The sequence below is a fragment of the Pseudemcibacter aquimaris genome (assembly GCF_028869115.1).
In the GTDB taxonomy this organism is placed as follows: Bacteria; Pseudomonadota; Alphaproteobacteria; order Sphingomonadales; family Emcibacteraceae; genus Pseudemcibacter; species Pseudemcibacter aquimaris.
In genome coordinates, this window is record NZ_CP079800.1 from 471,622 (window position 1) to 495,706 (window position 24,085).

Consider the following 24,085-nt stretch of genomic DNA (forward strand, 5'->3'; position numbering starts at 1 on the left):
TTTTTATTTTATTGTATCAATAGCTATTCAGGGATCAAGTCATTATCACGAAGAACCTGACCAGCAAGATAAAGTGACCCACAAATAACCACTGTTACGGGGGCATCTGCATCAATTTTTTGAATAGCATCCAGAACATTATCTGCTGTTTCGGCCTTGATGTTGTGGCTCCATGCAAATTTGACAATTTCTGTCGCGGGGTGACTTGCTTCCCCGTCAACATGAATGCCATAAAGTTGATCGGTCAGTGGTGCTAATGGTTTTAAATATCCTGCAGTATCCTTATTTTCCATCATACCACAAATTAAAATAAGCCTTTTGTCACCAAATGAACTTGCAATAACATCACCAGCTGCCGGGTTATGACCACCATCAAGCCAAAGTTCTGACCCTTCTGGTAAAATTTCACCGAACCTGCTTTTACTGATATTTTGCATGCGCGCGGGCCAATTGGCGTTTGATATACCCTGATTGTAACATTCTTCGGGGATGATGAGTGTTTCTTGAGATCTTAATGTAGCAATAGCAAGGGCCGCATTTGAAATTTGGTGAGGGCCATTCAGATTTGGGTTAGAAAGATTTAATATGCCTTTCTCATCTTCATATGAAAAACCATCTTCTTTAATTTCATAGCCCCAGTTAGAAATAATATTCGCCCGTTTATCGTTTGCGGTTTTTAATATCTGTTCACCCGCATCGGGCAATTGTTTTCCAATGATAAGCGGAGCATCTTTTTTGGCAATGTTAGCTTTTTCCATCGCAATATGTCTTATTTCAGAACCTAGGAACTGTTCATGATCAAATGACACCGGCGTAATAACAGAAGCAAGCGGCTCATCAACTACATTGGTTGCGTCCAATCTGCCACCAAGTCCAACTTCAAGAATAAGCACATCCGCCGGATTGTCGGCGAATGCTTTGAATGCGGCAGCGGTTGTGATTTCAAAATATGTTATTGGATCGCCGTCGTTGACCTGCTCGCAATGTTCAAGTAGCTCTGAAAGGTAATCTTCATTAATCAGCTTACCACCTAGCCTAATCCGTTCGTTAAAACGCACGAGGTGTGGTGAAGTATAAACATGAACGGATAGATTTGCGGCTTCTAAGATCGAACGAAGATAGGCAATCGTGGACCCTTTACCATTAGTCCCGGCGACATGGATAACAGGCGGTAGATTTTTTTCAGGATTTCCAAGTCTTTGCAAAATGTCATGCATTCTATCCAAAGACAGGTCAATGATCTTTGGATGAAGATCTAATAATCTTTCCAGAATGGCATCACTTTTTTGCATTTTGTTGGCCTTAGGCCGCCTTTTTCATCAGAAGTCCGATAAGCTGGCTTAATTTGTTCTTCATATCTCTGCGGTGAACGATCATATCAATCATACCATGCTCAAGAAGATATTCACTGCGTTGGAAACCTTCTGGTAGTTCTTCGCGAATGGTATCTTTAATCACACGTGGCCCCGCAAAACAAATTAGCGCGTTTGGTTCAGCAATTTGAATGTCACCAAGCATCGCATATGACGCTGTCACACCACCCGTTGTTGGGTCAGTCAACACAACAATATAAGGAATACCAGCATCTTTTAATTTCTGCACAGCAACAGTACAGCGCGGCATTTGCATAAGTGAAAGAATGCCTTCCTGCATGCGTGCTCCACCGGCGGCGGTAAATAAAATAAGCGGTGCTTTTTTCTCAAGCGCTTGTTCTGCAGCGGCAATGATGCCGTTACCAACACCAATACCCATTGAACCACCCATAAACAGGAAGTTCTGAACGGCGATAACAGTTTCAACATTGCCCATTTTACCAAGCGCAACGGCAATCGCATCTTCATATTCGCTTTTGCTTCTGGCGGCTTTAAGGCGTTCAGTGTATTTCTTTTGATCTTTAAATTTAAGCGGGTCTTCATTTGCCTTTGGCAGTTCAACCAATGAATATTTACCTTCATCAAAAAGATGCTTAAATCTTTCGGTTGGGCCAATACGTTCATGGTGGTCACAATTTGGGCAAATGCTTTGATTTTTTTCAATGTCATTTACATAAAGAAGCTGTCCGCAGCCCTTACATTTATGCCAAAGATTGTCTGGTGTTTCTGATTTTTGTCCAATAATGCTTTGAATTTTTGGACGCACAAAATTTGTTAACCAGTTCATATTTTAACCTCAATCTTCTCTTGTTGCGGCTTTTACACCGTTTGAGAGTTCATTTACAAAAGATAGGACTCTACCTGTTAGTTCAGAATTTGCAACATTTTCTTGGTTCACATTCTGCTTAATTATATCAACAATTGCTGATCCAACAACAACGGCATCGGCAAATTCGGCGAACCTTTTTGCATCTTCCGGATCCTTAATGCCAAAGCCAACGGCCATCGGAATATCCGTGTCTTCGCGGAAATTATCAAGCGCCGCTTTTACGGGCGTCAGGTCCGGTTTTGCAGTGCCGGTAATGCCAGCGATTGTAACGTAATATAAAAAGCCCGAACCATTTTCCAGAATTTGCGCCAAGCGTGTTTTATCAGTCGTTGGGGTTGCAAGGTGTACCATACCCATGCCGGCTGCTTTTGCAGGAATAGCAAGTTCTTGATCCTCTTCCGGGGGCAGATCAACAATAATCAATCCGTCAATGCCCGCACTAAGAGCGTCTGTTAAAAACTTATCAACGCCATAAATATAAATCGGGTTGTAATATCCCATCAGAATGATCGGTGTATCCTGATCATCTTCACGGAAAGCTTTAATCATATTCAACGTTTTGGTAAGCGTCATGCCGCCTTTAAGGGCGCGGATGCTGGCTTCCTGAATGGCAGGACCATCGGCCATCGGATCGGAAAATGGCATGCCGATTTCAATAATATCTGCGCCAGCGGATGGTAATCCTTTTAAAATTTCAAGCGATGTATCAAGATCAGGGTCACCCGCAGTGGTAAATGTAACAAGACCAGCGCGGTTTTCTGATTTTAATTTTGCAAATCTTTTTTCAATACGATCAAGGGCCATTAGATTTCCTCCCCAAGGGCGTCAGCCACAGTAAAGATATCTTTATCACCACGGCCGCTTAAGCCCATAACGATAATATGATCCTTTGGAAGTTCTGGTGCCATCTTCATGACATGGGCAATGGCATGTGCACTTTCAAGGGCAGGGATAATGCCTTCAAGGCGTGTACAAAGCTGGAATGCCTCGAGCGCTTCTTTATCGTCAATCGGCACATATTTCACGCGGCCAATATCATGTAAATGGCTGTGTTCTGGGCCGATCCCCGGATAATCAAGGCCCGCTGAAATGGAGTGTGCCTCTAAAATCTGACCATCGTCATCCATCAATAGGAACGTACGGTTACCATGCAGCACGCCCGGCGCACCACCAGAAAGGGATGCGGCATGTTTATCTGTATTTACGCCGTGTCCCGCCGCCTCAACGGCAACAATATCAACATCATCATCAAGGAATGGATGAAATAGGCCAATGGCGTTTGACCCGCCACCAACACAAGCAACAAGGCTATCGGGCAGGCGCCCTTCTTTTGCGAGTATTTGTTCACGTGCCTCATCACCGATCACACATTGGAAATCACGCACAAGTTCCGGATATGGGTGTGGTCCGGCTGCGGTGCCAATAATGTAAAATGTGTCTTTTACATTGGTAACCCAATCACGAAGCGCTTCATTCATACTATCTTTAAGGCTTTCAGAGCCGGAGGTCACAGGGACAACTTCTGCACCCAATAATTTCATGCGAAATACATTTGGTTTTTGGCGTTCAATGTCTTTCGCACCCATGTAAACAACGCAAGGCATACCAAATAATGCACAAACGGTTGCGGTTGCAACGCCGTGCTGTCCAGCGCCCGTTTCCGCAATGATACGCGTTTTACCCATACGGCGCGCGAGTAGGATTTGACCGATGCAGTTGTTAATCTTATGTGCGCCCGTGTGGTTTAGCTCTTCACGCTTGAAATAGATTTTTGCACCACCAAGATGTTCGGTCATACGTTTCGCATAATAAAGCGGGTTTGGACGCCCGACAAATTCTTTTAACAGTTCATGAAATTCCTGTTTAAAGGCAGGATCATTTTTTGCTTCGTTATATGTTTTTTCAACATCAAGAATAAGCGGCATCAATGTTTCTGCGACGTATCTGCCACCGAAAATACCAAAATGTCCCTCTTCATCTGGACCGTTACGATAACTATTTTTAATGCTATCAACCATTATTCAATTTCCTGTATCGCCTTCATAAAGGCGTTAATTTTTTCTATATTCTTTGTTCCCGGCGTCTCTTCTACGCCACTGGATACATCAACCATTTTTGCGCCACTGATTTTAATGGCTTGCGCAACATTTGTCTCGTCTAATCCACCGGATAATAGCCAGGGCACTTTCCATTCTTTTCCAGCAATCAGTTGCCAATCAAACTCAAGACCATTGCCGCCCGGTAACGCATTTTCCATATCAGTAGGTGGCTTTGCATCAAATAAAAGCATATCAACATGATTTTCATATTCACGTGCCCGTGCAATATCACTGACGGATGCGACGGAAATTGCTTTGATCACTTTTTTACCAAATCTGCTTTTGATATATTGAATGCGTTCAAGTGTTTCTGTTCCATGAAGTTGTATGTAATCAAGATCCGCTTCTTTTAATACTTCACCAAGAAGCGCGTCATCAGGGTTTACGAATACACCCGCCGTTTGGATTTTCCCTTTGGCAGAATTACATAATTCTCCGGCAATTACTGGATCAACATTTCTTGGGGAAGGGGGGAAAAATACAAAACCAATGATACTTGCCCCAGCATCAATGGCAGCATTCATTGTTTCAAGGTTTGATAACCCGCATATTTTGGCTTTGGCTGTCATGATTATCCGTTTATTTCGTCAGCGATTTTCTTTGCTGCTTCGGCTGGGTTGTCATCTTGTGTAATAGGGCGCCCAATGACCAAATAATCAGCGCCAAGGGCCACTGCCTCGGCCGGGGTCATTGTGCGTTTTTGGTCACCAATGGCGCTGCCCGCTGGGCGAATGCCCGGCACAACCAATTTGAAATCTTTACCGCAGGATTCTTTTATTAATTTGATCTCATGTGATGAACAAACCACACCATCAAGGCCGCTTTCTTTTGCAAGGCGGGCAAGTTTCACCACTTGCATGGAAACTTTATTTTGATAACCAATTGCACACATGTCTTCGTTATCGAGGCTGGTTAAAATCGTTACGCCAACAATAAGTGGGCGTTCACAGCCAACATTCTTGGCAGCTTCAGTTGCGGCCTCTGCTGCGGCACGCATCATTGTTGGTCCACCAGCTGTATGAATTGTCATGATTTTTGGTTTTAACGGCATTAATGAATGAATGGCCTTGGCAACCGTGTTTGGAATGTCATGAAGTTTTAAATCCAGAAAAATATTCTGGTCGGCATTTGCAACTTCATTAAAACCTGCTGGGCCATTGGCGCCAAAAAATTCAAGCCCCAATTTGACACCACCAACATGTGGACCAAGGTCACGGGCAAGCTTGGATGCTTCATCTGTACTGATTGTATCAAGAGCACACAGAATGCGTTCAGAAGGTTTTAATTCGCTCATCATTCGTTCCATTAAAATTTATGATGTGCTTTTGCCATGCTTTTTGTCATTTGACAATTCAATATTGCTTACGCCCATTGATTTTAACTTGTTTTCAAGCTCTTTAATCTTTTTATCGGCAAGTCTATGGCGTCGTGCGTGACGGATGCCAGAATATATTGAAACAAGCCATCCACCACCAAGCCCGATCAATATACCCATAAAGACAAGCATATAGGCAGGAAGATCAACAAGTACCGGTAATGGGAATAGGCTAAACGTAACATTGTCGCCGTTCGATACAGCGACAATTATACAAAAACAAGTGAAGAATATAAAACCAGCATAAAATATAAAGCGCATGTTTGCCTCTTGAAATTATCCTATGCCGAGTAATCCGAACAATTATTTATTGTTCAGCTTTTCTCTTAGGTCTTTGCCCGTTTTGAAATATGGGACACTTTTCGCAGGAACTTCGACAGCTTCGCCAGTGCGTGGATTACGTCCCGTGCGGGCAGGGCGGTGTTTAACGGAAAAAGCACCGAAACCACGTAATTCTACTCTGTTTCCATCTGCAAGTGTATTTGTAATTTCTTCAAATATAGTATTTACGATACGTTCAACATCGCGTTGATAAAGGTGGGGATTGGCGTCAACCAACTTAGCTATTAGCTCCGACTTTATCATCGTTAGACCCCTATATGTAGTTAATATTGCTTTTTACTTTGTTCTAGTAAGTTGCCAGAGAGTCTTATGGGTGTCAAGGCTAAGTGCCTTCTGGATCACGATTTTTATGAAATTAAATATATTTTTTTTAAAATATGCCTCTTTAAGGCATGATTTTGGGTGAAAAAACCATGAAATGAAGAAATACAACCTGTGATCATGTAGAATCAATTCAATAAAAAACCCGACAGGAATGACCTGTCGGGCTTAAATTGGATAAAACTAAAAGAGTTAAGAAATTATTCTTCGTCTTTAGCAGCAGCTTTTTTCTTAGGTGCAGCTTTCTTTTTAGGGGCTGCTTTTTTCTTAGCTGGCTTTTCTTCTTCCGCAGGAGTTGCGTCAGCAAGAGCCGCACCAAGAATATCACCAAGGCTAGCGCCACTGTCAGATGAACCGTATTGTGCCACAGCTTCTTTTTCTTCAGAAATTTCAAGCTGCTTGATTGAAAGACCAATCTTGCGGTTCTTCTTGTCCATTGTTGTTACTTTAGCGTCAACTTTGTCACCTACAGAGAAACGCTCTGGGCGTTGTTCTGCGCGGTCACGGCTAAGGTCAGAACGACGGATGAAGGCTTTGAAGCCGTCTTCATCGTCTTCACCAAGTGAAACTTCAAGGCCGTTTTCGTTAACATCAGTAACAGTACAAGTAACAGTTCCGCCTTTCTTAAGGCCAGAAATGCTTTCTACTGGGTCAGAAGTTAGTTGCTTAATACCAAGTGAGATGCGTTCTTTATCTGTATCGATATCAAGGATAACAGCTTTAACCACATCGCCTTTTTTGTATTCTGCGATTGCTTCTTCGCCTGATTTGTTCCAGTCAAGATCAGAAAGGTGAACCATGCCGTCCATTTCATCTTCAAGACCAACAAACAGACCAAATTCAGTGATGTTCTTAACTTCGCCTTCGATTTCTGTGCCAACAGGGTATTTGTCAGCAAATGTAAGCCATGGGTTATCCATGCACTGCTTAAGACCAAGTGAGATACGACGTTTTTCGCTGTCGATTTCAAGAACCATAACTTCAACTTCTTGGCTGCTAGATACGATCTTGCCAGGGTGTACGTTTTTCTTAACCCAGCTCATTTCTGAAACGTGGACAAGACCTTCTACACCGTCGTCAAGTTCAACAAACGCACCGTAATCGGTGATGTTTGTAATACGACCAGTAAGTTTTGAACCAATTGGGTACTTCTTCGTGATTGTTTCCCAAGGATCTTCTGTAAGTTGCTTCATACCTAGTGAGATACGTTGTGTATCTGGGTTCAGACGGATGATTTGAACGTCGATTGTGTCACCAATGTTCAAGATGTCTGATGGGTGGTTGATGCGTTTCCATGAAATATCAGTAACGTGAAGAAGACCGTCGATACCGCCAAGGTCAACGAATGCACCGTAATCAGTGATGTTTTTAACAACACCTTCAACAGTTTTGCCTTCAGCAAGGTTCGTGATGATCTCAGAACGTTGTTCAGCGCGTGTTTCTTCAAGGATAGCACGACGTGATACAACGATGTTGCCACGTTTGCGGTCCATTTTAAGAATTTGGAACGGCTGTTCGATATTCATAAGTGGTGTTACGTCGCGAATTGGGCGAACGTCTACCTGGCTACCAGGTAGGAATGCTACAGCGCCGGAAAGGTCAACTGTGAAGCCGCCTTTAACACGACCAAAGATAACGCCGTTTACGCGCTCTTCAGCTTCGTAAGATTTTTCAAGAACTGTCCATGCTTCTTCACGACGTGCTTTTTCACGTGATAGCATGGCTTCGCCTTTGGCGTTTTCGATGCGCTCTACGAATACTTCAACTGTGTCACCTACGTTTAGGTCAGCTGTTTGTCCGTGAGCTGCGAATTCTTTAAGAGGGATACGACCTTCAGCTTTTAAGCCGATGTCGATTGTTGCAGCTTCTTTATCAACTGCGATGATTGTACCTGTGACAACTTTACCGTCAAACTTGCCTTCAGGGCCAAATGATTCTTCGAGCATTGCTGCGAAGTCTTCAGTGGATGGAACATTAAGTTCAGTCATTATAATTTACCTATTATATCGGATGATAAAACATCCGAAATTTATGAAGAATATCTTCATAAAGGGGTTAGTGTTAATATTCATAAAGAAAGACAAATGCATCCCCAACCCATCCGATAGGATCGGTTGAAACTGACATTTGTTTGTCTTACTTTACATTTTTGCCTGAAACATACTTAACGGCTGCTTCAAACACGGCCTCTATAGACGAATTTGAAGTATCTAGCAAGTATGCATTTTCATGAGGTTTTAAAGGGGCTTCGCTACGGTTCATATCCCGCTCGTCACGCGCTTTAAGGTCGAATAGAATTTTTTGATAGTCATCATTAGAACCATCAGGACCAAATTCTTCCAAAAAGCGCCGTTTTGCGCGGGTTTCAACGTCTGCTGTGATGAAAATCTTATAGGGTGCATCAGGGCAAATTACAGTGCCGATATCACGCCCGTCTAGTATAGTGCCAATTTTGCCCAATGGGGGATTTACCGCAAAATTCCTTTGATATTCCAATAATTTCTGCCTGATGGCAGGCATGGCGGCCACTTTTGATGCGGCCGCGCCGGTTGATTCGCCGCGGATTTCAGGGCTTTTAAGAATTTCTTCGTTTAATTTTGACGCAGCATTAAGGGCATCTTTTTCATTTTCAGGATTGCCGCCTGCCTTTAGAACACCAAGACCAACCGCACGGTAAAGTGCACCCGTATCAAGAAGTGCAAGATTAAAATGTTCTGCCAGTTTCCTTGCAAGTGTTCCTTTTCCGGATGCCGCCGGACCATCAAGTGCAATAATGGTTGGTTTTTTTAACTGCATATATTAGCCCCAAGACCGTTCATTAAATCAGTAAATCCTGGGAAACTGGTTTCAATAACGGAACCATCATCCGCCGTAATTGGATTTTCTGCGATCATTCCAAGCACAAGGAATGACATGGCAATGCGGTGATCAAGATGGGTTTTAATAACCGCGCCACCTGTTACATCGGATTTTGAAACGGTCATACCGTCTTCATGTTCTGTCACATTAACACCGCATGCTTTAAGCCCTTTGACCATAACAGAAATACGGTCTGATTCTTTTACGCGTAATTCTTCTATGCCGCGCATCACTGTTTCCCCTTCTGCGGCTGCGGCAGCAGCACAAAGTACGGGATATTCATCAATCATTGATGGTGCGCGTGATTCTGGCACAGTAATGCCGCTTAGTTCAGAATATTTCACATGAAGGTCGGCGACATTTTCGCCGCATTCTTCGCGTTTATTTTCAAAACTGATATATCCGCCCATTTCAGCTAGTGTGGAAAATAGACCGGTTCTTGCCGGGTTCATTCCTACATTTTTAATGACAATATCTGATCCCGGTGTGATAAGTGCCGCAACAACAAGAAATGCTGCGGATGATGGATCCGCCGGAACGGCCATTTGTTTGGCTGTGATTTCAGCTTGTCCGGTTACATGGATATCGTCCCCTTCAAGAGACGTTGGTACGCCGAAATATTTGAAAATGCGTTCTGAATGATCCCGTGTTGGAATGGTTTCGGTTACTGTTGTGATGCCGGGTGTATTAAGACCCGCCAACATCACCGCAGATTTCACCTGCGCAGAGGCAACGGGTAATTCATATTTGATAGGCATAGGATTAGACGTACCCTTAACTGTAATAGGTAAGGTACCGTCATCACTACCTTCAAATTCTGCGCCAAATCCGGTAAGTGGATCTGTTACACGTTTCATCGGGCGACTTTCGAGCGAATCATCGCCTGTAAATGTCACCGTAATCGGGTGTGTGGATACAAGTCCCATCAATAGACGAACACCCGTACCGCTGTTGCCCATATCAAGTGGTGCATCAGGTTGCTTTAAGCCACCAATGCCAACACCATGCACATGCCAATAACCATCATCATCTTTATAAATATCTGCGCCTAATGCTTTCATTGCGGCGGCTGTACCAAGCACGTCTTCGCCTTCAAGTAAGCCGGAAATGACGCTTTCACCGATGGCGAGCGATCCCATGATTAGTGATCTGTGGGAAATAGATTTGTCGCCAGGAACAGTAATATTGCCGTTAAGTGGTCCTGATTTTGATGATGATAACTGATTCATAATTTCTACATTTTTATTAGAAGTTAAATTTTTCCAAGTCAGATACCATAGTTTTATGACAAAGTGTCACTTTTTATCGTTAATTTCTCGGAAAAATACATTTTTTATCGCGATTGAGGGCTCTTTTATAAGAATAGGCTTTGACAGGGGGGCTATAAAATGGCAAATGATGTTTTTTTACGAAGTGACGAACAGTTTATAATGTTCTAAGGAGAAAAACTTTGGCAAAAGCTGAGTGGGGCGAAAAACGTCAATGCCCTAAATGTGGAACAAGATTTTATGATTTAGGCGAAGATGATCCAATTACGTGCATCAGCTGTGGGAATCAGTTCCAACCTGAGATTATTCTGAAAAGTAAAACGCATTCTATCGAACTTATCACTGACAAGAAAGAAAGTGATGAAGATGATGATGAAACAGATCTATTAGATGATGATGCGCTACTTAGCGATGACGATGATGATGACATTGAATTAGAAGCAGATGATAACACTGTTGTGCTATCAGATGACGATGAAACCAATGTTGCAGATGTTGTTGATGCGCCAATTGCAAATCCAAACGCGGACGATTAATTTTTTTAAGCTTTGTGCTTGATTAAAAATTAGACTGCGCATAGATTGCGCAAGAAATTTACCCGGATCATTTCAAACCAGATAGAAATGAGAAAAGAATAACGGGGCTATAGCTCAGCTGGGAGAGCGCCTCGCTGGCAGCGAGGAGGTCAGCGGTTCGATCCCGCTTAGCTCCACCAAATAGAAAAGGACTTAGTCGAATTTGGCTAAGTCCTTTTTCTTTGTCGCGGGATCTTCTTTTATATGCGGCGCTGCGCGCAATGCGCTTTTGGCCCGCTTAGCGCTTTAATATTGAAAAAGCCCGCTCAATTTGAACGGGCTTTTTATTTTTTTACACTGGAGAGGCATGTCCTAATGCCTTGATCAACGGGCCGAGATATTTTTCATATCTGCGCCATTTTTCCATTGATGATTTATATATTGGTTTTCTGACCTGGGTCACGCTTGCTGTTCTGATTGAGCGTTTGTTTTTATGGAAATTTAGGCAGTCCTCGTGCCAATCAAGACCACAATGTGCGATCAGTGCTTTTGATTGTTCTTCTGGATTTGAAACCAGTTCTTCATAACAAAGTTCATAAAAACTACCCTCTGGCAGTACTGTACGCCAATGATCCATCAGTTCGACATAATTTCTGTAATATGTTCCCAGTTCGGTCAAATCATATGTTTGATATTGATTGTGGCCAAACAGCCTTTGGAAACAAGAGATACATGTATCAAGGGCATTACGTTTAACATGAACGATTTTCGCATTAGGGAGTAACGTATGAATAAGCCCAACATAAAAATAGTTGGCGGGCATTTTATCCGTGATAAATTTTGCATCAGGTGCATGCGCCGTAATTCTTTTTACATATTCAACCGGGATATGTGAAAGCTGTTCGGGAGTTAAGGATGTCATTATATTTGGATAACGGTCCGTGCCTTCAAAATTAGGGATGCTTTCCAAAGATCCAGAAAAATCCTTCAATTCGCCGGCGCCAAATACATCCGGATGGCTGGAAATAATCTGTTCAGTTAGGGTTGTTCCTGATCTTGGTGATCCAAGAACAAAAATTGGTTTTGCAGATGGATCTGCATATTGTTTTAGGCTTTCTAGAAATTCCGGCGTAAAGACTTCTGCCGTTTTCTTGTAAGTCATAGTCATTTCTTCGCTGCTATATTCAAAAGTTTCCCGCTTCAAGGCGCAGGCTTTTAAATAATGCTCGAATGCTGTTTCATAGTTCTTTAAATCGTCATTGGTTTTGCCAAGCGCATAATGAAGCAACATTGTTTTCTTATCGGAAAGATCATCAATCTCTTTTTCGGCTTCCATAAGGGCAAGATATTCTTCGCTTCCTTCTTTCATTTTGATGGCGGAAACCAGATTGAAGAGGCTTTCAAGTTTTGCGCCATCTTCGGTTTCAAGTGCCATTCCTTTGCGGAAATTCTCTTCGGCTTCGCTCATTTTACCCTGATCAAGAAGCAATGATCCGCGCGCATTATAGGCGGACCCCAGTTCCGGATTAATTTTATTTGCGTTGTCGTAACATTCGTGCGCTTTTTCTTCCTCACCAAGGTTTACGAATACACGGCCAAGCATGGTATGGGCTTCTGCGCGATCATCTTCCGCGTTAATGGCGCGTTCGGTCGCAACCTTCGCAACGTCGTAATTTTGTTTTTCAAGCATAATGGCAGCAATTCCCATATGTGCGGAACAATGGTTGTTGTCTAACTTTGCTGCTTTTTGGAAAGCGGGAAGCGCTTTGTCAAATTCATCTTGTTGTAGCCATGCACGACCTAGATTATTAAGTGCCTCTACATAATTCGGGCTTAAATTTACGGCCTTCTCCAAGTATGGAAGTGCTTCTTCAGCGCGGTTATTATCAACCAGCGTTGTACCCAGATTGTTCAAGCTTTCTAAGTAATTTGGATCAATTTCAAGTGCTTTTTTGTACCAAATTTCAGCATTTTCAAGATCCTTTTGTTCTTTATAAATGCTGCCACGGTTGTTAAGTGATGAAAGCTGTTTTGGGTCAATTGTCAGGGCTTTCTTTTGATGGAGTTCAGCTTTTTCATAATTTTTCTGATCAAAATATGCGATGCCAAGGTTGCCTTGGGCACTTGCTAATTTTGGTGCGATTTTAATGGCTTGTTTGCCATGATGAATGGCTTCATCAAGTTTGCCAATTTGTCTGAACATTTCACCGCGATTGCTATGGAATAGAGCATTTTTATTATCGCCTTCAATGGCCTTACCTAGAAGTTCAGTTGCCATTTCTGTCTTGCCAACCTGATGAGCAATCACACCAAGCAAATTAAAGGCTGGCGGATATCCGGGACTTGCAGCCAGAATTTTGTTAAGCATTTGTTCTGCTTGTTGAAGCTGACCTTGCGTTTGAAGCTGGGAGGCATGTTGCATGGCCTGTTCAAGAGAAATTTGTTTGCTTGGTCCAGGGGTTGGAACCGTAGGTTTATTTGCTGGTGGCGCTTGCCATTTACCTTGTGTCATTATTCGTTATTCATTTCCTGATTTTCAAGACGTGCTTGTCTTAGTTCATTTTGTCTTTGTATCATGGTGCTGTATGCCTGTCTAAAGCCACGCATGTTCAAGGCTACATTGGCAGTGTTTTGATTTAACAATGTATAGTTAAATTTCATTTCTGGTACCGATTGCATTGTGGCTAGCATATCATCTGCAATATTCGCTGTAGCCATACATCCATTTGCTAAGCATGTACGGTAGCCAATCTTCACTGGGTTATTTTCTCCGGCTTGTAATGTTAAGCCGCCCGCTAACTGAATACCGAGGGGGACAGTGACTTGAAGAGTGGCAGGAGTGTCATTTGAAGCCTTGTTTACTGTCATTGATAAAAAAAGATGTTGGTTCTCGTCGGAGCGCATCGTTTGCGTTGCAAAACATCTAGGTGGTTGATTAGGTTGGACATTTGGACAATTAATGACCCATCTTACATTATTTTCTGATGTTGCATCTGTGTCTTGTGCATGTGCAAATGTTGTGAACATGGCACTTGCTACAATGACGGGTAAAAATATTTTCATAACAAATTCATTTCTATTCGGGAGCAACAATATCTTTAAGTGGTTTTAGATGATCACCAAAATTTTTCCATCTTTCTACCGATGATTTATAAATTGGTTTTCTAACTTGTGCAACGCTCGCTGTGTGGACGGTGCGTTTGTTTTTGTGGAATTCCAGACATTTATCATCCCATTCCAAGCCCACAAATTTAATGATACGTTTTGCTTGATTTTCAAGATCATCAACGACTTTTTCATAATGAACGTCAATCAATCTGTTTTTCGGTAATACGGAATGCCAGTGTTTTATTAAATCCTGATAACGATTGTAATATCGTCCTAGCTCTTCAAGGTTATAGGCGAAATGCATGGTTTGGTTGAATAGGCGCCCGTAATTGGAAAGGCAACTATCCATAGGATTGCGTTCAGTATTTATTATATGGGCGCCGGGTAAAGCTTTGGCGATAATTCCCGCATAATGAAAATTAGCAGGCATTTTATCAACGATTCTTTTGGCATCCGGCTCAAGTAAACGAATTCGTCTAATGTAATTTTCACCGATTTCTTTGATATCGTCATCACTTAGTTTTTCATAGTCATTTGGGAAAATATCGAGTTTTTCATTAATGACTTTTGACATGGTGTCTAATTCACCGGCGCCAAATACATTATCATGACTACACAGAATTTGTTCGATTAATGTTGAACCGGAACGTGGCATGCCAACTACAAATATCGGTGTTGGGTCATCACTTTTCTTTTTGCGACTGCCTTTGAAATATTCTTTATTGAAAATTGTTTTTAATTGTTCGGTTATTCCAATGGCGCGTTTTTCGTTGAATTTAAAGGTCCTGCGGTGAGCGGTATTGCCTTTTTCAAAAAGATCAAATGCAGCATCATAATTTCCAATATCTTCATATGCTTTACCAAGTGCAAAACAAAGTTTGACACGCTTGTCGGCGGGAAGAGCTGCACTGTTCCTTGCTATAGCTTCTAATTGGGTAATGTGTGCATCATCTTCTTCATAGTTTTTAATCGTGGACAAATTATAATGCGGTTCTACAAAGAGAGGACGAGCTTTAATCGCTGCTTCGAAGTGTATTTTTGCATTTTCGACATCGCCTTCGGCAAGCAAGATAGCTGCCAGGTTGTTTTGTGCTTCCGGGTGATTTGCATTAATTTTTACGGCGTTGGCATACGCATGTTTTGCGCGTTCTTGTAATCCGGAATTTTCCATAATCGATCCAAGATTATTGTATGCAAGACCGTTGTTTGGATTTAATTCGATGGCTTTGTTGTATGCGGTAATGGCCTTTTTCGAATTGCCAAGTGCTGCCAAGGCTGTGCCTGCAATATAATGAAAATGAGAAACATTTGGGTTAATTTTTAATGCATGCTCAATGGCAATTAAGCCTCCTTTGGGATTGGCGTTGTTGCAGAGCACTTCCGCGAAGTCACAATGATATTGTGCGTTTGAAGAATCAAGGCTTATGGCTTTGTTTAACATATCAATGGCAATTTTGTTTTTGTTAACACGCGCTGCCATTCGACCTAGCATATGATAGGCTGGGTGAAATTTTTTATTTGCATTGATTATATCGTTGCAGATTTTTTCGGCTTGTGCCAATTGGCCGGATTCAGCGAGTGTTTTTGCTTTCGTGAAGGCGTCCTTAATACTGAGTATTTGCCCGCTACCCGTTGCAGAGTCTGCTTTCTTAATCACTTAAATATTCCCTAATTCTAATATAAAGCTAACTGTTTATGTTTATTGTCATAAATTAAAGTTATGTGACAAAGTGTCATTTTTTTAACGGAAACTGAATAATTTTGTGAAGCTATCATTCAAAAATTTGAATTTAAAGAAAAATTTCATATTTTAATGCTTGAAATTAGAATGATTATTGTTTTAGTATCCCGAACGATAAATGTATTATTTTTATAAAATTTTATACAAACCGATAATAACACTAATTCCTGGTTAGGGGAGCATATATTCTAATGTCTGATATTAAGAACACCACAAAGACATCAAAATCCGTAAAAACATTCATGATGGCGACTACCGCACTTGTTGCGGTGCCGATGGTTTTACCGGCAACGGTAAATTACGCGGCGGCGGATAGTTTTTCCGTTACGTCTGGTTTTACAAACTTGCTACAGGAAAACCTTGGTGATGGTGAAACGGGTTATATCGAAAATGGGTCTGCGCAAAATGGCGATGTGACGATTTCCGGTAATACTAATGTGACGCTTACTAACGAAGGATTGGTTACTGGTAAGATTGTGGTGGATAACACTGGTGCAGGATCAACAGGTGTGTCGATTACCAATGACACCAGCGCAACGATTAGTAATTCACAACAAGCTATTCGTGTGACATCAGGTAGTGATATTTCCGGCGGCATTGACAATGATGGTGTAATCGTTGGTGACCAGCAGGCGATTTTGGTTGATTGATCAGGTGATATTTCAGGCGGTATAGCCAATAATTCCAGCGGTACGATTAGCGGTTTTTATGCGGTGGCTGTAATTTCTGGTGGTGATATTTCCGGTGGTGTGGTGAACAACGGAAATATTAATACAGGTCCAAGCGGTGTTTATAACGGTATTTATGTTGATGAAGCATCAATTTCTGGCGGTATTGAGAACTACGGCACCATTGGTGGTGTTGTTGGTATCTATATGGATGGATCAACAAGTTCGATTTCAAACGGTATCGTAAATACTGGAACAATTAATGCATCAATGTACGGCATTAGTATCGAAAGCGGTACTGTCAATGGTGGCGTATCGAATACCGGGCTGATTATGTCTGATACAGGTGTTAACGTTCTGGAAGGTGGCTCTATTGTTGCGCCAACGACTGGTCCTAACACTGGTGTTGCTATTAACAATGTGGGTTCAGGTTCGATTCTGTCGACAAAAACTGGTGTGCTTGTTGCAGGTGGTCAGATTGATGGTGATATTGTTAACTCTGGTGTGATCGCGAACGGTGAATCTGGTATGGCTATCGTAGAAGATGGTCAAGTTGCGGGTGATATTGTTAATCATTCCAGTGGCGTTATTGCTGGTTCCGAGCACGGTATTGTTGTGGCATCTGGTTCTGGTGTTACAGGTGCAATTAATAACGCGGGCCGCATTGCGGTTAATGATCCGGAAGGTGTAGCCGTATTGCTCGCTGGTGATGCTTCAGTGAATAGCATCACAAATAGTGCTGGCGGCACGATTGCCGGTGGTGATAGCGGACCATTTGCAGGCGGTGTTTCTGTGTTGTTTGGTTCCGAAGTTACAGAAGGCATCACAAATGCTGGTGATATCTATGGTATGGTTGGTGTTGGAACTGCGATGGGTTCAAATATTGGTAGCATCAATAACCAAACAGGCGGTGAAATTTACGGTGATCTTGCTGGTATTATTGTAACGGCTGGTTCAAGTGTTGGGACGGCAGATATCGAAGGTAATCCTGTCGGTAATGCGATTACCAATGCGGTTGGCGGTTCAATTGGTGTTGGCCATAATATTGATGACGGCACTAGATTAGCCGATATCGGTATCGATGTTGAAGGTGGTGCGATCATCGGAAATATTGATAACTCAGGATTAATCGTTGGTGAAAGATCTGGTATTTCATTTGGCGGTGGTTCAACAATGGATGGCGATATTGTTAACCGCGGCACGATTGATGGTGAAGCCGGTATTGTTGTGGCGCAAAGCTCAACAATTGATGGTGATATTATCAACGAAGCTGGCGGCGCTATTTCGGGTGGTACAGGTCCTGGAATTTATATCAGTACCTCTTCTGATGTAACGGGAACAATTATCAATAGCGGTTCAATCCAGGCAATTAATCCGGAAAGTGCGGATAATGCAATTCTGATTGATGGTGGTACATCTGGTTCCGATGTTGGTGTTACAAACAAAACTGGTGGTGACATCGAAGGTAATGTCACAATGGGTACAGGTGATTATCGCGCCGAGGGTGGTACTGTTGAAGGAAACGTTACTGGCCATGGTGGCGAATTTGTATTTGCTGACGGTGCGGCTGGTGCATCTGGCGTATCTGGTACGGTTTCTGGTTTTGGTTCAATTGGTATTGATGCGGATACAACGGTTACTAATAACGCAGGTGGCTTAAACCTAAACGGTTTTGCAGATGGCGAGATCAATATTTATGACGGTACTCTTGTTAACCAAACAGGCCCAGCTCTTGTAAGAGATATTGTTGTTGGCTCGGGCGTGACAAATGCTGGGATTTCTAACACAGGCACGATTTCTGCGGATATTTCTGTGATGGGTGGTGATCTTTCTGGTGGGTTAACAAACTCAGGTGTAATCAACGCAGGTAGTACGCATACAGCACTTTATGTGGATAGTAGCGGTGATGTTTCTGGTGGTATTACGAACTCAGGATTGATCACAGGTTACCGCGCTATTGTGGTTGATTCGTCATCCTCAATTTCTGGCGGTATTGTGAATAATATTGGTGGTGCAATTCACGGGGATTCTGCTGGATTATTCATTAGTAATGCGTCCACTGTTACTGGTGGTGTTACAAACCATGGGACAATCGGTTCTTACGGTACAGCGCCATCAAACCCGGCGCGATATGGTATAGTTTTACGCGAAGGAAGTGAAATAAATGGCGGTATCCTTAATACCGGTGATATTGATGCGAATAGCACAGCATTATTCATAGATAGCTCAACAGTGAATGGCGGCATCACCAACAGCGGTACAATTACTTCTAGTGTGTCGATGGCAGTTAGCGTAAGAGGATCATCGGTTGGTACAATCACTAATGCAGAAGGTGGCATGATTTCCGGTACTTCAGGTATCGTTATCGAAAGTGGTTCAGTAGATGGTTCATCCGTAACAAGTATCATTAATGCTGAAGGCGGTATGATTCGAGGCACATTAGACAATGGGATCGATATAAGTGGTTCTGGAACTACTGTTGGCAGCATCACAAACGCGGGTACGATTTCCGGTGATGATCAAGGTATTTATGTTTCAAGACAAGGGTCAATCACAGGTGGCATCAATAACAGTGGTCGTATCGAAGGTGATCATGCAATCCGCGTAGATGGCACCGATATCGAAGGTAACCCAACAACGGTTGCTGGCGGTATTATGAACCAAGTGGGTGGTGAAATTGACGGCGATACAGCTGGTATCTTCGTGAGCAATGGCGGTTCCATCACGGGTGGTGTTACGAACTATGGTGATATTACAGGTGACCGTTACGGTATTCGTTTAAGTAATGACCTTGAAGGTATTCCGCTAAGTAGTCATACAACGGGATCATCTATCACGGGTGGTATCAATAATGCGCTTGGTGCAACAATTTCTGCGACAGATACAGCAATTTCAATTGATGATGGCGCGTCAATCACAGGCGGCATCACAAACAGTGGTCGTATTGAGGCGGAATCAGGTGCGGCAATTAGTATTCGCGATGAATCAACGGTTGATTTCATTACGAACGCTGAAAGCGGTGTGATTTATACACCGGACTATAACAGTGCAACTGGTATCAGAGTTGATAGCAGTTCAACTGTTACTGGTGCAATTACCAACTACGGCACAATCGATACCGAAGGTGTCGGTATCAAGATCGAAGATAGTTCACAGGTTCAAGGCGGTATCGCGAACCATGGCACAATCGATACTGAAGGTGCATCAATTGTAATTAATAGAAGTTCAGATGTTCTAAATGGTATTACAAACTCTGGTTTAATCCGTTCAGAAGATGATTCTGGTATTGTTGTTGATAACGAATCCGGTATCAGTAACGCATCCGGATACGGTATTAATAACAGTGGTACAATCGACGCATATTCAACTGGTATCGAAATTAGAGATGGTTCAACAGTTAGCGGCGGTATTAATAATACGGGTACGATCTTTGGTGATGATCGCGGTATTTATGTTGATACAGATTCAGAAGGTGGTGTTTCAAGTATCACTGGCGGTATTGCAAATGCAGTAAGCGCGACAATCAGTGCAACGAATACAGCCATTAAGATTAATGACGGCTCAACAGTAACTGGCGGTATTACCAACAGCGGTAATATTAATGCTGAAGAACATGCAATTTACGTTGATGACGAATCATCAGTGGATTTCATCACCAACCATGGCAATATCTTCATTACAGGTTCATCGTCTTGGGATGCAGCGATCCTGATTGAGGATACAGCAACAATCACCGGTGCGATTACAAATAACGGTACAATTTCTGCACCTTCTGGTGATGCGGCAATTAGAATTGCATCTTCATCAGAAGTACTTGGCGGTATTGTTAATAATGGTAAGATTTATGGCGATGACTATGCCATCGACGTTGAAGGATCTTCAGTCGTAACAAACGGCATTACCAATAATGCATCTGCAACAATTAGTGCATCAAGCTCTGCGATCAGAGTTGCTAGCAATTCATCAGTAACGGGCGGTATCACAAACAGTGGTGATATTATTTCAACTGATAATGATGCAATCCAACTTGATACTGAAGGTTCGGTTGACTTTATCCTGAATACGGAAAGTGGCCTGATTGATGGTTACTCTGCTGGTATCGATATGGATGATACATCAACGGTTACTGGCGCCATTACCAACCATGGTGACATTATTGGTGAAAGTGGCGGTATTAATATCCGTAACGGTTCAATGGTGGGTAATGCAGAATCTGGTGGTATTATTAATACTGGTCTAATTTCTGCGACTACATCTGGACAGGGTATCGATCTTGAAGATGGTGCATCAGTTACTGGTGGTATCACTAACAGCGGTACGATCCAAGGTTACTCAACCGGTATCGAAATTGAATCCGCATCAAGCGTAACTGGCGGCATTACCAACAGTGGTAAAATCATTGGTATGAATAGCCATGGTATCAAGCTAGAATCTGATATCGAAGGGACACCTTCAACGATTTCCGGCGGTATCAATAACCTTGCTGGCGGCACGATTTCTGGTAGCAGCAATGCGATCTGGATTACTAATGGTTCCGTTGTTAATGGCGGTATTACCAATAGCGGTTTGATTAAGGGTTCTTATGGTATCTATATGGATACTGAGGGCGGTGTCATTCTTCCGCCACCTCCTCCTCCGCCACCCCCAGCATCACTTGCTCCGGAAGCGGCACTAATTGGTGATCCTGATCCTTCAGAATTGCATGGCGGTATTGTAAACCAAGTTACTGGTACAATTTCAGCAACGAATGAAGCGATTAAACTTGATGATGGTTCAATTCTGACTGGCGGTATTACAAACCATGGTACGATTGTTAGTTCTGATAATGATGCAATTGAAATTGATGATGGATCAACAGTAGACTTTATCACGAACGCAGCTGGCGGTGATATCACAGCCTATAGCACAGGTATTCAGATCGATTCTGGAAGTCGTGTTACAGGCGCGATTACCAATGCTGGCTACATTGATGCTGAAGTTGGTATTGCGGTAACAAGCAGTTCAAACGTCGAGGGCGGTATTGTAAACACCAATGTCGGTACAATCAGTGCCAGGTTTAATGGTATTTACACATCAAGTTCTACTGTAACTGGCGGCATTGTTAACAGTGGTTATATTAATGCAGAATCCGGTATCAATATTGATGGTCGTTCCATTGTCGACAGCGTTACGAACGCTGCTGGCGGTACGATTAATGCTGATATTGCTATTCACATTGAATCAGGAAGTACTGTAACCGGCGCTGTTTCAAATCATGGTACGATTAGCGACGGAAGCTCAGGCGTTGTCGTAAGCAGCACTTCAGATATTGAAGGCGGTGTCATAAATACAGGCATGATCGATGTTAGCTCTGCTGGTATTCGTGTTACGTCCTCTTCTGATATTTCAGGTGGCATTAACAATAGCGGAACAATTTCTGGCGGACATTATGGTATCTACGTAACAAACACTTCAGATATCTCTGGTGGTGTAACAAACAGCGGAACAATATTCGGTGGTGATGCTGGTATCTCAGTAGATGATCCATCTGATATTTCTGGTGGTATTACGAACGAAGATGGCGGTGTCATTGATGGCGGCGCAGGAAGAGCGATCGAAGTGCTTGCAACATCTGATATCTCTGGTGGTGTTATGAATATGGCTGGCGGTGTTATTACCGGTTCAACAGCCATATATGTTGATGGAACAAGTGACATTACTGGTGACATTGATAACTCCGGTACCATCAATGGTAACGGCGGCGATGCGATCTTGATTGATAATGCCGCAGCGGGTGTAAATGTAGTGAACAACGCTTCGGGTATCATTAATGGTGATATCTCAATGGGTGCTGGTGATGTTACATCTGCTGGTATGATTAACGGCGATGTTATGATGAATGACGGCACATTGACTGTTGATGGTGGCAATATCGTTGGCGCCATTACAGGTGGCGCAGCTGGTACATTTAACATTAACGCTGACCTAAGTGGTGCAACATCTGTTGATGGTTTTGGCACAATGAATGTTAATATGGGTAACCTGATGGTTGCTGGTGACTTTGGTCAAACAACAACAATCGGTGATGTTAATGTTGCAGCTGGTGCGAATATCGAAATGAATGGCGGTAGCTTCAGTTCTGCGTCCATCACTAACTCCGGCACGGTAACAATTCCTGCCAATGAAACACTTGATGTAACAGGTGATTATACTCAAGTGGGTGATGGTACGGTTAATATCGGTATCGATGGTACGGATCATGGTCAAATGACTGTAGGCGGAAATGCTGATCTATCAGCAAATGATAGCCTTCAGGTATCAGCGGATAATCTTCCGTTTGCAGCGACAACAACATATCAAGATGTAATTGATGCAACGGATGTATTATCTGGTGACATTATGGTTGATGATCTAAATGACAACGTAATGTATACCTTCGAAGCGGTAGAAGATGCAGACGGTAATGTTGACCTTATCGCGACACTGAACGAAGTTGAAACAGTGCTGACACCAAATGCATCTGCACCAACACTTGACGTGGCTGATGCTGTTGATGATTTGGTTGATGAAAATATGGGAGATGATGAGGTCGGTGACCTGATTAGTGCGTTGAATGATATTTCTGATGCAGGTGATCGTGAAGATGCAGTTGATACACTTCAATCAGTAATGCCAGGTGCTGACCTTCGTATGGGTGAAGAAAGCATCATGAATTTTGCTGGTATCATCAGCGGACAAATTGGTGTTGATATTGATCCTGGTAACAATCTATGGGTAAGACCATTTGGCGGAAGTGATAGACAGAAAACTCGTCTTGGTGTCGATGGCTTTAAATCCAAAGATTACGGAGTAGCATTCGGTTTCGATAAAGATTTCGATGATATGCGTGTCGGAATCGCGGCTTCATTCGCTGAAACAACTGTTGATGGCGAAGGTAGCTTTACTGGTGGCAGACTAGAGGTTGAAACGAAGCAAATCGCGGGTTACGCACGTAAGAATATCGGTAATGCATACATTGGTGTGATTGCGGGTTACGGTGACAGTGATTATGAAAGCTCTCGTAGAATTCAAGTGGGATCATATGCTGCCACAGCAATGGGTGATTACTCTGGCTCACAAGTTCATGCGAAAGCTGACATGGGTCATAGATTTGCCTTTGGTGACAATGGTTCATTTACTCCAATTGTGAGCTTGCACTATGGTAAAATCGATGTTGATACATACTCTGAAACAGGAGCAGGTAATTTATCACTGACAGTGCTTGAGCATTCACTAGAAACATTAAAGGCAAGTGTGGGCGGTAGATTTGTACCAACAATCACTGGTTCAGATAGCTCAACCATTACACCATATGTTGAAGCACATATGTCATACGACCTGCTGGATAACGGTGTTAATGTGACATCACGCTTCACAAGTGGTACTGCAACATTCTTGTCAATTGGTAACGATAAATCCCGCTGGATGGGTACTGTCGGTGCAGGCTTGAATATTCAGACTTCAGAAAATATCTCAATTAACGTTGGATATAATGGTGACTTTGCAAGTGGCTATACAAGCCATAACGGTCAAGCAACATTTAGAGTTAAGTTCTAATAGACTAGAAAA

Annotated in this window: 17 protein-coding genes and 1 tRNA gene; 4 read left to right on the forward strand and 14 right to left on the reverse strand. The window is 42.7% G+C overall.

Annotation, left to right across the window (positions count from 1 at the left end; all coding sequences use genetic code 11):
• Positions 1-23 precede the first annotated feature (23 nt).
• From KW060_RS02235 to aroA, 11 genes are all read right to left on the reverse strand, one after another.
• Positions 24-1,292: a bifunctional folylpolyglutamate synthase/dihydrofolate synthase gene (locus KW060_RS02235; RefSeq protein WP_249037004.1), complete on the reverse strand. Its 1,269-nt coding sequence runs from the start codon at positions 1,290-1,292 to the stop codon at positions 24-26.
• Positions 1,293-1,302: 10 nt separating this feature from the next.
• The gene (gene accD, locus KW060_RS02240) at positions 1,303-2,160 is read right to left on the reverse strand and encodes an acetyl-CoA carboxylase, carboxyltransferase subunit beta (protein ID WP_249037003.1); all 858 of its coding nucleotides are present in this window, start codon (positions 2,158-2,160) and stop codon (positions 1,303-1,305) included.
• 9 nt (positions 2,161-2,169) lie between these two features.
• A complete protein-coding gene (trpA, locus tag KW060_RS02245) occupies positions 2,170-3,006 on the reverse strand; it encodes a tryptophan synthase subunit alpha (RefSeq protein ID WP_249037002.1) in 837 nt (278 codons plus the stop codon).
• Entirely contained in the window at positions 3,006-4,220 is a 1,215-nt protein-coding gene (gene trpB / locus KW060_RS02250) for a tryptophan synthase subunit beta (protein WP_249037001.1), read from the reverse strand. The genes trpA and trpB overlap by 1 nt, the downstream gene beginning before the upstream one ends.
• A complete protein-coding gene (locus KW060_RS02255; protein WP_249037000.1) occupies positions 4,220-4,870 on the reverse strand; it encodes a phosphoribosylanthranilate isomerase in 651 nt (216 codons plus the stop codon). Before KW060_RS02255 ends, trpB begins: the two co-directional genes overlap by 1 nt.
• A gap of 2 nt (positions 4,871-4,872) precedes the next feature.
• Positions 4,873-5,595 carry an orotidine-5'-phosphate decarboxylase gene (pyrF, locus tag KW060_RS02260; protein WP_249036999.1) on the reverse strand — a complete coding sequence of 241 codons (723 nt, stop codon included), beginning with the start codon at positions 5,593-5,595 and terminating at the stop codon, positions 4,873-4,875.
• An 18-nt stretch (positions 5,596-5,613) separates the two neighbouring features.
• Positions 5,614-5,937 (reverse strand): LapA family protein, encoded by a 324-nt coding sequence (locus KW060_RS02265; RefSeq protein WP_249036998.1) that lies wholly within the window; start codon positions 5,935-5,937, stop codon positions 5,614-5,616.
• Between the two features lie 42 nt (positions 5,938-5,979).
• Positions 5,980-6,261 carry an integration host factor subunit beta gene (locus tag KW060_RS02270; protein ID WP_249036997.1) on the reverse strand — a complete coding sequence of 94 codons (282 nt, stop codon included), beginning with the start codon at positions 6,259-6,261 and terminating at the stop codon, positions 5,980-5,982.
• 278 nt (positions 6,262-6,539) lie between these two features.
• A complete protein-coding gene (gene rpsA, locus KW060_RS02275; protein WP_249036996.1) occupies positions 6,540-8,327 on the reverse strand; it encodes a 30S ribosomal protein S1 in 1,788 nt (595 codons plus the stop codon).
• 148 nt (positions 8,328-8,475) lie between these two features.
• On the reverse strand, positions 8,476-9,135 hold the full coding sequence (cmk, locus tag KW060_RS02280; protein WP_249036995.1) for a (d)CMP kinase: 660 nt from the start codon (positions 9,133-9,135) through the stop codon (positions 8,476-8,478).
• Positions 9,126-10,427 (reverse strand): 3-phosphoshikimate 1-carboxyvinyltransferase, encoded by a 1,302-nt coding sequence (aroA, locus tag KW060_RS02285; RefSeq protein WP_249036994.1) that lies wholly within the window; start codon positions 10,425-10,427, stop codon positions 9,126-9,128. Before aroA ends, cmk begins: the two co-directional genes overlap by 10 nt.
• 221 nt (positions 10,428-10,648) lie before the next feature.
• Here aroA and KW060_RS02290 point away from each other — a divergent pair, with 221 nt between their 5' ends.
• Together KW060_RS02290 and KW060_RS02295 are read left to right on the forward strand one after the other, a co-directional pair.
• Complete coding sequence (locus KW060_RS02290) at positions 10,649-11,002, forward strand: TIGR02300 family protein (protein ID WP_249036993.1); 354 nt, start codon at positions 10,649-10,651, stop codon at positions 11,000-11,002.
• Between the two features lie 103 nt (positions 11,003-11,105).
• Positions 11,106-11,181: transfer RNA gene (locus KW060_RS02295), tRNA-Ala, on the forward strand.
• Between the two features lie 152 nt (positions 11,182-11,333).
• On the opposite strand, the gene KW060_RS02300 is transcribed toward KW060_RS02295, so the two are convergent.
• Genes KW060_RS02300 through KW060_RS02310 form a run of 3 tightly spaced genes read right to left on the reverse strand, consistent with a single transcriptional unit; the run spans position 11,334 to position 15,746 of the window.
• A complete protein-coding gene (locus KW060_RS02300) occupies positions 11,334-13,493 on the reverse strand; it encodes a tetratricopeptide repeat-containing sulfotransferase family protein (RefSeq protein WP_249036992.1) in 2,160 nt (719 codons plus the stop codon).
• Positions 13,493-14,044, reverse strand: coding sequence for an invasion associated locus B family protein (locus KW060_RS02305; RefSeq protein WP_249036991.1), 552 nt, complete (start codon positions 14,042-14,044; stop codon positions 13,493-13,495). The genes KW060_RS02300 and KW060_RS02305 overlap by 1 nt, the downstream gene beginning before the upstream one ends.
• Positions 14,045-14,057: 13 nt before the next feature.
• Entirely contained in the window at positions 14,058-15,746 is a 1,689-nt protein-coding gene (locus tag KW060_RS02310; protein WP_249036990.1) for a tetratricopeptide repeat-containing sulfotransferase family protein, read from the reverse strand.
• Positions 15,747-16,021: 275 nt separating this feature from the next.
• Between KW060_RS02310 and KW060_RS02315 the strand changes: the two genes are divergently transcribed.
• A complete protein-coding gene (locus tag KW060_RS02315) occupies positions 16,022-16,480 on the forward strand; it encodes a hypothetical protein (protein ID WP_249036989.1) in 459 nt (152 codons plus the stop codon).
• A gap of 63 nt (positions 16,481-16,543) precedes the next feature.
• The gene (locus tag KW060_RS02320) at positions 16,544-24,073 is read left to right on the forward strand and encodes an autotransporter domain-containing protein (protein ID WP_249036988.1); all 7,530 of its coding nucleotides are present in this window, start codon (positions 16,544-16,546) and stop codon (positions 24,071-24,073) included.
• The last annotated feature ends 12 nt before the right edge of the window (positions 24,074-24,085 follow it).